Source organism: Paradesulfitobacterium ferrireducens (genome assembly GCF_017310645.1).
Lineage (GTDB): Bacteria > Bacillota > Desulfitobacteriia > Desulfitobacteriales > Desulfitobacteriaceae > Paradesulfitobacterium > Paradesulfitobacterium ferrireducens.
The window spans coordinates 1-13,656 of sequence record NZ_JAFLRH010000035.1 but is presented as its reverse complement, the minus strand read 5'-3'; the positions used below and the strand labels follow the sequence as shown (position 1 = coordinate 13,656).

The following is a 13,656-nucleotide window of genomic DNA, read 5'->3' as shown; positions in this document are numbered from 1 at the left end:
ATCATACCCAGATGATGTTGCCAAATAAAAAGGAAGTCCCAATAAAAAGATAGTTCCAAGATAGTTCCAATAGAGAAAAGGGCCTTTCGCCCTCTTCTCCTTCAACTAATATGCCAATCGTCCGTCTAAGCCGGGTATTTTCGGCTCACTGTTCCTTGCTGGCAGTCAAAAACGACTTTCTTGCCATCGAGTACCGTTTCCAGGTGAGCCGATTTGCCCCACAAAAATTGGACTAAACTAAGGGTTTTCTCAAGATAGGCAATATCCAGGTCAAGTCCCTCATGCCGGTGTCTGAGCAAAAGCCCGCCTTTCCCCTCGTAGTCTCTGTCGACGGCCACGATGGTAGGATTTCCGCCGTGAACCAAGCTCTGCACCAGATTATCCCTGACCTTTTCCCAGTCGGTATCCGTGACTTGCCATTGGGCTCCCACTTTGCGGAAATTAAAAAGGTTCAGTTTTTCCACCAAGTCTCGGGTTAAATGATTACGGATAAAAGAAACATCGTTTTCTGATTCGCGCAGCTCAAACAGGTAGGACGTATCAAATTTTTCCCCCAAGGATTCCCAGATCTTCACTCCCAGGTAATATGGATTCAGCCCGCCCCGTGACGGCTGGACCACTTGGCTGTGCATCAGCGCAAAGTCAATCACTTCCCCCTCCGCCAGATCCAGTTCGCGCATGATGCGGCTATGCCAAAAAGTGGCCCAGCCTTCGTTGATAATTTTGGTTTCAATCTGGGGATAGAAATAGAGAAACTCCTCCCGGATCATGCTGATGATATCTCTTTGCCATTCATCCAGTCCGGGAGCATACCGAATCAGGTAAAGCAGGACATCTTCATGCTCGGGCTTCTCAGGAAGCTGCTTCTCCCCATGAATCTCACCTAAGTCAAGCAAATCTTCATAAGGCAGAGTTGGTTTTGCCTTCTTAACCGAGGGCCCTTTCTTCTGCTTTTTTCTCTCGCCGATATGCTCACGTGGATCAACATGTTCCTGAATCGCCAGAACCGCATCTAAAGTTTGCTCTACTTTCTCCAACCCGTACTGAAGCTCATATTCTCGGATTTGCTGGGCATGGGCGGCCATGCGTTCAATCATATCCCGGGGAGTCCGGGCAAAGTAGCGGTTATTTTTGAAAAAATCGACATGAGCATAAACATGCCCGATCACCAGCTTGTTTTGGGTCAGGTCATTCCCTTCCAGCAAAAAGGCGTAGGAAGGATTGGAGTTGATGACTAATTCGTAAATCCGGCTTAGGTTCAAATCGTACTGAGTTTTTAAGCGGTAAAAAGCCTTGCCGAAGCTCCAATGCGTAAACCGCACCGGCATACCATAAGCACCAAAAGTGTAGATGGCTTCGGCCGGGCAGACTTCAAAATGCACCGGGTAGAAGTCCAGCCCTAGATTCCTGGCAACGATTTCGATTTCAGCGGCAATCTTATTTAACTCTTTTACTTCATAATCCATATTTTCCCCCTAAAAGAATGCTCAGCTTTGCCCATTTGCTTTTTGCTTAGGAAAAGACTACTTTCAAGGCTGCATATACCTCGCTGCGGTCTCGAATCGTTACCAGGCGCAGCTTAGGATCCGTAATCCGTTTTAAGGTGGACATGAGGGTACTGGAGTAATGAGTACGCAAAATCTCTCCATAACCGACCACTTGGCTCAATTCCACTAAACGGGACATTAGGGCCAAAGCCCGCGCGCTGTCTGAGCCGATATTGTCCCCATCGGTGAAGTGCACTGGATAGATGTTATAGTGCTGAGGAGGGTAGTCTTTCTCGATAATTTCCAAGGCCAGCTGATAGACGGAGGAACAGCGTGTTCCCCCGCTTTCCCCGCGGGTAAAAAACTCTTCTTCCGTGACTTCCTTCGCTTCGGTGTGATGAGCCAGAAAACGCATTTCTACATTCTCATACTTGGTGCGCAAAAAGCGAACCATCCAGAAAAAATAGGTGCGGGCAATATACTTTTCGAACTGCCCCATGGAACCCGACGTGTCCATCATGGCAAAGATGACCGCATTGGTCTCAAAATTCGGCCTGGTTTCCCAGGTCTTAAAGCGCAAATCCTCGGGAGTAATGTGCAGGTCGTCGTCTTCATCCTGGGCCATGGCCTTGCGTTTAATGCTTTCAATCAATGTCCGTTTTTTATCGATATTGGCCATCAGTCCTTTTTTGCGGACATCGTTAAACTCCGGCTTATCATGGGAAATTAAAGGCCGTTTTTTATCATCAAGGTTTGGCAGTCGCAGCTCTTCAAAGAGCACGGCAGCCAAATCCTCATAGGTGACATCCACTTCATAGATATCCGTCCCCGGCTCTTCCCCGGCACCGCTTCCCTGTCCTTTCCCCTTGGCGGCTTCCCGCCCGATGACATCCCCGGGGGCCATCTTCCTATTCCCTTGTCCGGTATGGTTTTTCTTATTGTAATCAAAGCGGAAGCGGTATTCCTCAAGGGAGCGCATGGGTATCCTCATGGATTTCTTGCCATCGCTTAGGATGATGCTTTCATCCGCGATCAGATCACCCAGCTGCTGTTTAATGGCTTCATCTACTTTCTGCTTGTGCCGGCTTTGGTCCAGGTATCCTTTCCGGTGCAGACTCCAGTCTTCCCGGTTGACAATCACAACATCGCTCATTTAGGTTTCCTCCCGCCTACCGGTTTAGGAGAGAGCCGACATATTTAACTATCTCATTGGCACACACCGGACAGTACCCATGTTGTTGGATCAGCCGGTCGGTCACATCATTAATGCGCCGCAGTTGTTCCTTGTCGGGATGGCTCACCGAAGTCGTGACCTTGACAATATCTTTAAGGTCTGCGAACAGCTTCTTCTCAATCGCTTCTTTGAGACGATCATGGGAAGAATATTGAAATGCTTTCCCTTTGCGGGCAAACATGGATATTCGGATTAAGATTTCTTCCCGGAAAGCCTTCTTTGCATTCTCGGAGACCCCAATCTGTTCTTCAATACTGCGCATTAACTGCTCATCCGGGTCCAGCTCTTCCCCTGTGATCGGATCAATTAATTTATTGGAATTGCAATAGGCTTCGATATTATCGAGGTAATTATTCAAGAGAGATTTGGCTGATTCTTCATAAGCATAAACAAACGCTTTTTGCACTTCTTTCTTGGCGACCTCATCATATTCCCTCCGTGCTTGGGCGATGAGATTGGTGAAATTCTCCCTTTCTTCTTTAGTAATGGAAGTATGCTGGGATAACCCGTCTTTAAGCGCCCGCAGAATATCCAGGGCATTAATACAGGACTGCTCATCCCGGATTAAAGCGGTCGAGATGCGGTTAATCACATAGCGTGGATCGACCCCGTCCATGCCTTCCCCTTGCTCTTCCCCTTCCACCATGAGATCTTTTACATCTTTTTGATTAAATCCTTCCACATCTTCCCCGTCATAAAGCCGCATCTTTTTCACCAGGTCCATCCCTTGCTTCTTCGATGGTTTCATGCGCGAAAGGATGCTGAAGACGGCAGCCGTCCTTAGGGAATGCGGAGCCAGATGCACTTTTTGCATATCGCTTTGTTTAATCAGTTTTTCATAAATCTTAACCTCTTGACTGACTTTAAGGTTATATGGGATCGGAAGGACGATGATCCGGGACTGCAAGGCCTCGTTTTTCTTATTGGCCACAAAGGCCCGGTATTCGCTCTCATTGGTATGCGCGACCACCAATTCATCCGCAGAAATCAAGGCAAAGCGTCCCGCTTTGAAATTCCCTTCCTGAGATAAGCTCAAAAGATTCCACAGAAATTTCTCGTCGCATTTGAGCATTTCCTGAAATTCCATTAAGCCCCGGTTGGCTTTATTTAATTCCCCGTCAAAGCGGTAAGCCCGCGGGTCAGACTCGGAGCCATACTCGGTAATAGTAGAAAAGTCGATGCTTCCGGTTAAATCTGCAATATCTTGAGATTTGGGATCAGACGGGGTAAAGGTGCCGATGCCAATCCGGTTTTCCTCGGAGAAAACAATACGTTTAACCGGAACGCGCTCCACTTCTCCCTGGAATTCCTCAGTTAAACGCAAGCGGCAGACCGGGCAAAGGTTGCCCTCGATCTTAATCCCATATTCCTGTTCAAAACGATCGCGCAATAACGTTGGCAATAGATGCAGAGGGTCCTCGTGCATCGGGCAGCCGTCAATCGCATAAACTGCTCCTTCTTCCGTCTTGGAAAACTGCTCCAGCCCCCGTTTGAGCATACTGACTATCGTCGATTTTCCACCGCTGACCGGGCCCATTAAGAGCAGGATTCTCTTGCGCACATCCAGGCGCTTGGCTGCAGAGTGGAAATACTCCTCCACCAGCCTTTCCAACGTTTTGTCCAAGCCGAAAAGTTCCTGGCTGAAGAATTGATACTTTTTAGTCCCCCCTTTGTTATCCACTCCGGCATCAAGTATCATCTCATAAATGCGCGCATGAGCGTGCATGGCCAGGCAGGGATTCTTTAGGACCATCGGCAAGTAATCCGCAAATGTTCCGTGCCAGGCTAGACCGGCCTCACTTTCCCGGTAATCTTTAAGCCACTGGATAACTTCCATGATAGCCCTCCTTCCTTCCTCTCTTTTAGTTGTCACATAGGATATAGTAAAGTATATGCCCTCCCCTAAGAGATGAGACATTCATTTTATGTCCAACATCAAAGGATTAAGCAAAAAAGAAAACACCCTGGAATTTTATCCAAGGTGTCCGATTAAACAACTCGAACGATTGTCGAACCGAAATGTAAGCAAGATAGCTTAAGCTTTCTCCAAATCGGCGCAGTCATAAGCAAACTCTCCGGCTAATACATCCAAAGTTACGACATAATACTCTCCCCATTCATCTCGTTCTACTCGAATAACCGTACCCAGACGGCAGTTGCTGGTAACCACCCGGTCTCCCACCTCAAAGCGCTGGTTGCGCCGGAACGGAGACTCAAGGTCCTTTTTCATAGCTAACATTTAACATCCCCCTATGTGAAAGTGATTTTTTGCGCTATCTTTCCTCCATGTTAACATATCCCTTCTTAAAAATCTAGAGGAAATCAGTAAAAATAGCGTGGAAGCCATGTACAACTACACTTTCCCGCATAGAAAAACAGATAAAGACCCATTGAATAGGTCTTTATCTGTTAAAATTCTTATCCTGTCTTTAATCAGATTAATAACGCTCGAGGTAATTATCCAGTTCCCATTGATGGACGGCCAGCCGGTAGCCGTCACATTCCTTGGTCTTTGCTTCCACAAACCGGTGATAAATGTGATCGCCGAGAGCCTCTTTAATCACTTCATTGCGGCCTAATTCAAGCAATGCTTCATCCAAACTGCCCGGCAAGGAAGCAATCCCGTGTTCTGTCCTCTCCTCAGCAGTCATTTCATAAATATTCAGATCCACTGCCGGCGGAGGTGTAAGCTTCTTCTTAATTCCGTCCAAACCGGCCTTGAGTTGCACGGCTAAAGCAAGATAAGGATTGCAGGAGGGATCGGGGCTGCGCAATTCGATTCGGGTGGAAGATCCGCGTTTCGCAGGAATTCGGATTAACGGACTGCGGTTGCGGCCGGACCAGGCAAGATAGCAGGGTGCTTCATATCCGGGCACCAAACGTTTGTAAGAATTCACCGTCGGATTGGTAATCGCTGCAAAGGAACGGGCATGCTTAAGAAGCCCCGCAATATAGTAATACGCTTCAGGAGAAAGCTGCATCGGACCGTTTGGATCATAAAAAGCATTTTTACCGTTTTTAAATAAAGATTGATTGGTGTGCATACCGGACCCGTTAATTCCAAAAATGGGCTTGGGCATAAAAGTCGCATGAAGACCATGGTGTTGGGCCACGGTGCGGATCACAAAACGGAAAGATGCAATCTTATCCGCACTGTCCAGAGCATCCGAATACTTAAAATCAATCTCATGCTGTCCGGGAGCTACTTCATGATGGGAAGCCTCGATTTCATAGCCAATGGATTCTAAGGCTAAGACCATGTCACGCCGGGCATTTTCTCCTAAATCAACCGGTGTTAAGTCAAAATATCCCGCCTTATCATGGGTAACCGTCGTCGGCCTGCCTTCAGCATCTGTATGGAACAGAAAAAACTCCAGTTCCGGGCCGACATTAAAGCTATAACCCATTTCTGCGGCTTCCGCAAGCATCAGTTTCAAACGGTAACGGGGGTCTCCTTCAAAGGGTGTGCCGTCGGCATTGTATACATCACAAATGAGACGGGCCACTGCTCCCTCTTTTGGCCGCCAGGGAAAGACCACAAACGTATTTGGATCCGGACGCAGATACATATCTGATTCCTCAATCCGCACAAACCCCTCGATAGAAGAACCGTCAAACATCAATTCTCCGTCCAGGGCTTTTTCCAATTGTTCGATGGTAATCGCAACATTTTTAAGTACCCCTAAAATATCCGTGAATTGAAGCCGAATGAATTTTACCCCTTTTTCCTGAGCCTCGCGCAAAACATCCTCTTTTGTAAGCACCCTTGATAACTCCTTTCTTAGTTAGAAATTCCTTCGCTAAACCAGCTAAAAATAAAAAATGCCCATAACATCCTTTTTTCAGGATGTATGGACATCTTTGTCCGCAGATCTCTTACTTGTATATCATAGCATAAATTTGAGCCAATGCAAGAACCTGATTAAAGTTTATACTAAATTTTCACCTATCACAGTCAGTGGATTTTGAAAGGGAACTAATACTCTATTCCTTTGCGGGCATCAATTCCTTGTTCATAAGGATGCTTGAGCTGCACCATTTCCGTCACGTAGTCAGCTTTTTCTTTGATCCTGTCCGTGGCATTACGCCCGGTGAGAACCAGCTCAACCTGAGGAGGCTTGAGATCTAAAAAGGTTAAGACATTTTCTTCCGAAACCAGCTCAAACCAAATCGCATTCAAAATCTCGTCTAAAATAACGATATCCCATGCTCCGGAAAGCATGACCTCCCGGGCCCTGGTCAAAGCGCGCTCAGCTTCTTGTATATCTTCTGCCGCCGGTTGGCCTTTAATGACCCAGCCTTGCCGTCCGAAGTGTTCAAGCCGGCATTCCGGAGCCAGCTTTTTAAGACTGTTTAACTCCCCGTAATCTGTTCGCCCTTTCATAAACTGAATTATGTATACCTTGAATCCATGTCCAACCGCCCTTACGGCCAGACCCAAAGCAGCGGTAGTTTTCCCTTTACTGTTTCCGGTATAAACCTGGATCAAACCCTGGGATAAATTGGTCATGCTGCACCTTCTTCTAATTCGTCTTAAACCATTTTACAAGTTGAGGGTGGATATAGGCTAAATTCTTAGCCGCTGGCAAGTCTGCAAAGCCTTCAATTAATTGTCTGCTAAAAGGCAACGTAAAAAACAACTTGATCCCGGATTTTTCATCCCGCGCTCTTAGTTCTATCTTATCCGGGTATAAGTAGTAAGTATAATTCCCATCTCTCCAGGCAAGTTCCAAATTACTCAGGGTTAGCTTTATGATGCCAAAGGGTAAGACACTTATTTTTCCAACGGTTGCAAAAGGTTGGCTGATCTGTTCGGCTTCAATCGAGACCAGGGCATTTTTATGTTGGCATTCTAAAAGGTGCTCGACGATTAAGCGGGCCGGTCCTGATAACTCCTCAAAAATCCGGCGTTCACTGCGCAGTTCCTCCGCCAAGCGCTCCATCTCGGCCACATGAATCGAGCGGACATTTTCTAACTTACGCAACGCCTTTTCCAGTGAGTGATAGACATCTTCAAGACACTCAAGCAAGAGATCATCCACAACCTGCACAGCCTTTCCTATTGTGCTTTCTTGCGTACGATGACTTCCACATCATCGGATACCCGCAACCGGTACAACACCTGGCTTTCTTGAGCCTCATAGACCGCCAGTTTGGTCCGCAGGGCTTCGATCACCTTTTCTTTGACGGCCAGTTCATGAACCAAATCTTCAAGCGCTTTGGCTAAACCCATTAAATCCATGGACTCCGGAACTTTCGGTTCAATATTAAGGCCGGTCAGATAACGATAAATTTTAGGGGATCTCCGGCTTCCCTGGTCAACCACCGCCAGAGTTCCCTTTTCCATGAGATTATCTAATGCTTTATATATGGTTACCAAAGACAATTTCGTTTCCCGCCGTAAATCCTCCAGAGTAACCTGAATCTCCGGGCTGCCGCGCATTGTCGTCTCACGGGCGAAAAAATCCTCAACTTTGCGCAGGGTTTTTTCCTTTACCTGTCCCAAAATTATTCTCCCCCATCCCGTCCTTATTTGATTAACCTCATTTTACCCGAAACCTTAAAAAATTCAAACCATTTTCCGAATATTTTGTTTAAAAATTACTTAAAATTAGTTTAGATTTAATGCCAGCTAATTCTTCTACTTCGAATTCTGCGCGAAACCCGCTGAATCATTTGTTCGATCCGTTCTTCCTCCTGCCCGTCTTCATGGGCTAATTTCAGCGCTTGCCAGTAAAAATTCAAGGCATCAAAATAGTTGCGCCTTTTCTCATAGAATTCCCCTAGTTTGAGGATTGCGGCTAAATTCGGGGAGGCTGCCTCCTCTTGCTTCGCCAAGGCCCGGCGGTGATATTCCAACGCCTCCTGTTCCCTGTTTTGAATCTCCGCTAAATAAGCCAAGGCTTCCAGAACCTCCCCGCTTTTAAGATCGTCCCCAAATTCTTCAAATATGCGCAAGGCTTCTAAAAAGATTTCTTCGGCTTGATCAAATTCCATCTGAAGAACGGCTATACCTGCCAGACTCTGATAACGCAAGGCCAACCCGATATCTTCTTTATCATAAAGCTTAATTGAAAGATCTAAATGGTACTTGGCCTCCTCATGATAGCCCAAACTTTGCTCAATCTTGCTTAAAAAATGACAGCTTTCACTGATATCTTCCTGGATTCCCTGCCTCAGCCATATCACCACCGCCCGCTGCTGACTGGCACGGGCCGGCTCCATTTCCCCCATATCGTAGTGCAAAAATGCTAAGTATTGAAAGGCGTTGGCTAGAGCCTCACTTTCTTTAATCTTTAAAAACAACCGGCACGCTGCCCGGAGAAATGACTGGGCCATTTGCTTCTCCCCCCGCCGGTAGCAAACTTCTCCCAGCAGAACATTCAATTCTCCTTCCCCTTTGAAATACTGATTCCGCTGGCAAAGATTGCGCGCCTGTTCATATGCCTCAAAGGCTTTGACCCAATTTTCCAGGGCAGCATAAACCTGACCGAGATCGAAATAAAGCATGCCCAAACGCAACGGAGTGGATGATGCAGGATAGACGGAAATGGAACTTTCATACCATTCTTTGGCTTCTTCTAACGCGCCTCGCAACACGGCAACACTGGCTAATCCCGCTTTAGCCTCGGATATCCCTTTATAATTTTGTACTTGTTCGCAAATTTCCAGGGCTTGATGAAAACCGGCTTCGGCTAAATCCAATTTTCCCAGCCTTACCCGTACCGTTCCGAGCAAGCGGAGGTTAAACGCCAGGATTTCGGGAACATGCAGATCTTTGGCCAAAACTGCACTCTGCAAAAAGTATTTTTCCGCCTCAGCATAGGATTCTTTACCGAGACAGCGGGTACCATGTTCCATTAAACTGCTCCAGATTGCCAAAGCTTGCTCGTTCATACCATCCCCTCCGTGTCGTATTCATAATATGCACGGCGATTTTTTTTGGCACGAGACGAGCAATATTTCTCTAAGGCTTGTTAACTAGACAGAAAAGTCGAATTATGTTAAGCTAAGGGTGAGGAGGTGTTGGATTATGAATGCTTACCGGCCGTCTTCATCTTCGAACTATTGGTTAGTTGCCGTAAAATTCATTTTACTCTTACTCGGGCTCTATTTATCAGCACTCATTTTAGGCCGAATATTTACTTGGCTGTTTTTCGTCTTATTCGCAGTCATCAAAGCCGTAGCCTTTGTCGTGATGGCCTTTCTAGTCCTGCATTTTTTCCTTAAAATTCTATTTAAATTTGACCTTTACCGCTTTGTTGTGGGCTCACGCTTCCACCGCTGGTAATTTTTTAAGCGTCTTAGGTGACGCTTTTTATTTTTACCAATCAGAAAGCATAAATCTTTGGTGGCACAAGTGCAACTAAACAAGTGCGTTAGTCCCACCGGCACTAACGTGGCGCAAGCCGAGTTTTCTATGGCATAACTTCCTCTTCTCCTTAATATGTTTTAGGCGAGGAGGGGTCTATATGCGCTTGATTGTTTTTAAAAGTCCCTCATGGCGTAACCTTGTTTTATGGGGGATACTTATATTCGTCCTTTTAGCATACCGGGAAAACGTGGTCTCAGTATTCTCTTCCAAACTCAAACCCATTTATTCAGCCAATGTCAATACCAATATGATCGGGCTAAGCTTTGATATCAGTTGGGGTGAAGAGACGGCCGAACCCATTCTTATTATTCTTAAACAAGAAGGAATCAAAGCCACCTTCTTTCTTTCCAGTCCCTGGGCCGCCAAACATGAAGCCTTAGTCCAGCGCATGGTGGCCGATGGCCATGAGATCGGTTCTCATGGCAACCATCACATTGACCTAAATACCCTGGGACCTGCTGAAATCGAAAAGGAAATTGTTTCAGCCCAGGATGTCCTTGAGAAGCTCTCAGGGAAAAAAATAAACCTGCTGCGGGCACCCAACGGAGCGTATGATAATAAACTCATCCAAGTATCCAACCGGCTTGGGTACAGAGTCATTCAGTGGAGTGTTGATTCTCTTGACTGGAAGCGTCCGGGTCCGGATGCAGTCGTCAACAACGTCCTTAACGGGCTGCGCCCCGGGCAAGGCGCTAAAGCCGGGGACATTATACTCTTTCACGCATCCGATTCCGCCCCCGATACGGTAAAGGCACTCCCCCGGGTCATCCAAAGCCTGAAAGCACGGGAATATGCTCTCGTCCCGGTCGGAGAACTGCTCCAGCACGCCTCAAGCACCTGGCCGCCGGAAAGCAACATACCTAAAGACCGATGATGGCATTAGGCAAACGACCTTGCAGAGCGAAGCCGCCGACTCCAAAGCATTTAATACGGCTGAGGATTCGTCGTAAGCGCAGGCGGCAAAGCGTTAAGCCGCGTCACGGTTCACTTCAGGTATTACCCTAAGGTTTGGCGCGGTAGCGAGTCGACAAGCTCGATCCTTCGGCGAACAGCTTCACGCTGTTCGAGCATCCGGCGCGTGGTCCGTTAGTCTGCAGTGCAGACTAACGGACCACAAATAATCACTTCGCGGCGAAGGGTGCGGGCAAGCCGGTGGGCGGCATGTTACTATCGCCCATCCCCTTGAGTGATCGCGGCGAGCGAATCCTGGGCGCGCAAACGCTCATTGGTATGGGTTAGGGCGCTTTTGGCATCGAGCGCTAATTCTCCGGGCAGTCCTTGGGCTGAGGCCAGTTCCAATAACCTTTTTCCTTCTCCTAAATCACCTTGGTTCAGGGCTTTTATTCCTAAAAGGTAATTGGCATAACTTTTTCCCTGGGGAAATTCACCCAATTGAGTGATGACTGCCGGATTGAGCTTACCTTCATAAATTTGCAATAATCCCTTCTGCACCAGATAGACCGGAGTAGGAGGGATCTTTTGATCAAGTTCCGCACTCAGGGCCAAAGCTTGGTCCCAATCCCGCCGGGTCAGGGCCAGGTTAAATTCCAACATCTTAACCGCCGGATTATGGGGCTCTGCCTTTAGTAACACGGTAAACTCCGCCTGTGCCCGTTCTAAGTCAGGTAAAGTCAGATAGACCTGCATTAAGGCCAGGTGTCTCAGGAATTCCTCTTTTTCATCTAAACCAGTTAGCCCTTGCAGCAAACCATGGGCTTTTTCCGGATCCTTCTGGGCGAGGGCAAGCAATCCTTGGGCTAATGTACGGGTGGATTCGGAAGAGATTAGCCCGGCTTTGGTTTCTGCTTCTGAAGTTTTTCCGTCTTGCAGGAGAAACTGAACCAGCCATAAACGGTGGCGGTCATCCCCATAGCGGGCTAATTCCTGCTCCAGCCCTTCCCTTGGGCCCAGATTCAAACCCAGCCACAGCTTAACCTCTCTAAATGAAGCCCATCTATCTAAAAAGGGAGCATACCGGTTGACCCATGATATTTCTGTCGCCACTGTCTTAAAGTCATAGTCAGCCTGAGCGCGTGTCATTTTGCTCAAATGCCATAACAGCGGGGATAGCAATATCCCCGCCAGGATAACCGACAGAACAAAATAAAAGCGGAGTCTCAAACGCGCCGTCCTCACCCGCAATTTTACCCCTCTCTCTATCTTGCTTCAACACTGAACTAACCCGCCCTAAGTCCCCCGCCTCTATAGGCGGCGGGTGCCAAAGGGCGGTTAAGTCCAGTATGGACTAGACTAACATTCAGTGGGGGGGATTCCCCCTCTGAATGAAGTCTCGTTCAATGTCCGCGCCAGGAAGAAAAACCTTCTCCAACAACTTCCGGAACCTCGGAAATCGCGACAAAAGCCCGCGGATCATGATTATGTATTATTTCTTTGATCTGGGACAATTCCGTCCGTCTGATCACACAATAAACGATCTGTTTAGAATCTCCGGAATATGCCCCTACCGCGTTAAAAAGAGTAACCCCCCGTTCGAGCTTGGCCATAATATCCTCGGCAATACGCTGAGGAGCCTGGGTTACCACCAATACGGATTTAGAATGGTTCATTCCCGCCTGCACCAGGTCAATCACTTGCGTGGCGATAAACATGTAAATCATAGCATACATGGCCATTTCCGGGCGAAATATCACTGCAGCCACCAGAAAAATCACCGCATCAATACCTAAGAGAATCTGGCCCACACTGAACGGAGTTGTCCGGCTCAGGTACACCGCCAGAATGTCCGTGCCCCCAAGAGACCCCCGGGAGCGAAAGATTAAACCCATGCCAATCCCGGTCAACACTCCTCCGAAAATTGCTGCCAGCAGGGAATCATTGGTAAGCGCCGGAACCTGAGAAGTAAAACCTAAGGCGATCGAAACCGCACCCACGCCGAAGGTGCTTAAGATTAGGAATTCCCGGCCAACCATTTTTAAGCCTAACAGAAAAAGCGGAACATTTAAGAGAAAAACGGTTAAGCTGACTGGCCATGTCAACAGATAATGCAAAATAATAGCAATTCCGGTTACCCCGCCATCAGCGATATGATTAGGAATAATCAGGGAATTAATACTAAACGCGACCGTCAAAGCCCCGGCCAGAACGCCGAGAAAGTGCTGCAGCAGCTGCCAAGGAAACTTTGTTATTTTTTTCCTCCAACCCACAATCATCCCTCATTTAGCCAGGCAGAAATTCTTTCATTTGATTATAGCGCAGAGTAAGCTTAGAGACAAATTTCCAGAGACAAATTTCCTTGACAAAACAAGCCTATTTTAGTAAACTAACATAGCGGTTTTTATTCATCTCAATAGGCGCTCGTAGCTCAGTGGATAGAGTGACGGTTTCCGAGGCCGGAGGTCGCAGGTTCAAATCCTGCCGGGCGCACCATTTTATAAAAACCAACAGTCGCTATCGCATGCGGCTGTTTTTTGTTTATATTAACCCAAGTTTGGCGACATATTTTACCAAACCCTTATGTACCAAGGCTTTTAAGGTACCATCCCTGATATTGTAGTCCTAAATATATGGATAAAAATTGATCATTACCTATATGAATTAAG

13 protein-coding genes and 1 tRNA gene are annotated in these 13,656 nt (G+C 47.2%); 3 read left to right on the top strand and 11 right to left on the bottom strand.

All coding sequences use genetic code 11. From position 1 onward, the window contains the following. Positions 1 to 125 precede the first annotated feature (125 nt). The 9 genes from J0X21_RS11935 to J0X21_RS11895 form a co-directional block, all read right to left on the bottom strand. A complete protein-coding gene (locus tag J0X21_RS11935; RefSeq protein WP_206812442.1) occupies positions 126 to 1,466 on the bottom strand; it encodes a SpoVR family protein in 1,341 nt (446 codons plus the stop codon). A 46-nt stretch (positions 1,467 to 1,512) separates the two neighbouring features. Next, positions 1,513 to 2,640 (bottom strand): sporulation protein YhbH, encoded by a 1,128-nt coding sequence (yhbH, locus tag J0X21_RS11930; RefSeq protein WP_206812441.1) that lies wholly within the window; start codon positions 2,638 to 2,640, stop codon positions 1,513 to 1,515. Between the two features lie 16 nt (positions 2,641 to 2,656). Then, on the bottom strand, positions 2,657 to 4,558 hold the full coding sequence (locus J0X21_RS11925; RefSeq protein WP_206812440.1) for a PrkA family serine protein kinase: 1,902 nt from the start codon (positions 4,556 to 4,558) through the stop codon (positions 2,657 to 2,659). Positions 4,559 to 4,756: 198 nt separating this feature from the next. Next, positions 4,757 to 4,960: a hypothetical protein gene (locus J0X21_RS11920; RefSeq protein ID WP_206812439.1), complete on the bottom strand. Its 204-nt coding sequence runs from the start codon at positions 4,958 to 4,960 to the stop codon at positions 4,757 to 4,759. A gap of 199 nt (positions 4,961 to 5,159) precedes the next feature. Further along, positions 5,160 to 6,485, bottom strand: a complete 1,326-nt coding sequence (gene glnA, locus J0X21_RS11915; protein ID WP_206812438.1) for a type I glutamate--ammonia ligase — start codon at positions 6,483 to 6,485, stop codon at positions 5,160 to 5,162. 212 nt (positions 6,486 to 6,697) lie between these two features. Continuing rightward, entirely contained in the window at positions 6,698 to 7,231 is a 534-nt protein-coding gene (cobO, locus tag J0X21_RS11910; protein WP_206812437.1) for a cob(I)yrinic acid a,c-diamide adenosyltransferase, read from the bottom strand. A gap of 13 nt (positions 7,232 to 7,244) precedes the next feature. After that, positions 7,245 to 7,772 (bottom strand): hypothetical protein, encoded by a 528-nt coding sequence (locus tag J0X21_RS11905; RefSeq protein WP_206812436.1) that lies wholly within the window; start codon positions 7,770 to 7,772, stop codon positions 7,245 to 7,247. Positions 7,773 to 7,780: 8 nt separating this feature from the next. Next, positions 7,781 to 8,227, bottom strand: a complete 447-nt coding sequence (locus J0X21_RS11900; protein WP_206812435.1) for a hypothetical protein — start codon at positions 8,225 to 8,227, stop codon at positions 7,781 to 7,783. Between the two features lie 116 nt (positions 8,228 to 8,343). Then, a complete protein-coding gene (locus J0X21_RS11895; RefSeq protein ID WP_206812434.1) occupies positions 8,344 to 9,618 on the bottom strand; it encodes a tetratricopeptide repeat protein in 1,275 nt (424 codons plus the stop codon). A gap of 136 nt (positions 9,619 to 9,754) precedes the next feature. On the opposite strand from J0X21_RS11895, the gene J0X21_RS11890 reads away from it, so the two are divergent. Together J0X21_RS11890 and J0X21_RS11885 are read left to right on the top strand one after the other, a co-directional pair. After that, the gene (locus J0X21_RS11890) at positions 9,755 to 10,012 is read left to right on the top strand and encodes a hypothetical protein (RefSeq protein ID WP_206812433.1); all 258 of its coding nucleotides are present in this window, start codon (positions 9,755 to 9,757) and stop codon (positions 10,010 to 10,012) included. A 181-nt stretch (positions 10,013 to 10,193) separates the two neighbouring features. Then, positions 10,194 to 10,970 carry a polysaccharide deacetylase family protein gene (locus J0X21_RS11885; protein ID WP_206812432.1) on the top strand — a complete coding sequence of 259 codons (777 nt, stop codon included), beginning with the start codon at positions 10,194 to 10,196 and terminating at the stop codon, positions 10,968 to 10,970. Between the two features lie 293 nt (positions 10,971 to 11,263). Here the strand turns inward: J0X21_RS11885 and J0X21_RS11880 are convergent, their stop codons facing one another. Both J0X21_RS11880 and J0X21_RS11875 read right to left on the bottom strand, forming a co-directional pair. Beyond that, positions 11,264 to 12,217 carry a tetratricopeptide repeat protein gene (locus tag J0X21_RS11880; protein ID WP_206812431.1) on the bottom strand — a complete coding sequence of 318 codons (954 nt, stop codon included), beginning with the start codon at positions 12,215 to 12,217 and terminating at the stop codon, positions 11,264 to 11,266. Positions 12,218 to 12,390: 173 nt separating this feature from the next. Further along, positions 12,391 to 13,266: a YitT family protein gene (locus J0X21_RS11875; protein WP_206812430.1), complete on the bottom strand. Its 876-nt coding sequence runs from the start codon at positions 13,264 to 13,266 to the stop codon at positions 12,391 to 12,393. Between the two features lie 141 nt (positions 13,267 to 13,407). On the opposite strand from J0X21_RS11875, the gene J0X21_RS11870 reads away from it, so the two are divergent. Next, positions 13,408 to 13,483 (top strand) — tRNA-Arg (locus J0X21_RS11870). The last annotated feature ends 173 nt before the right edge of the window (positions 13,484 to 13,656 follow it).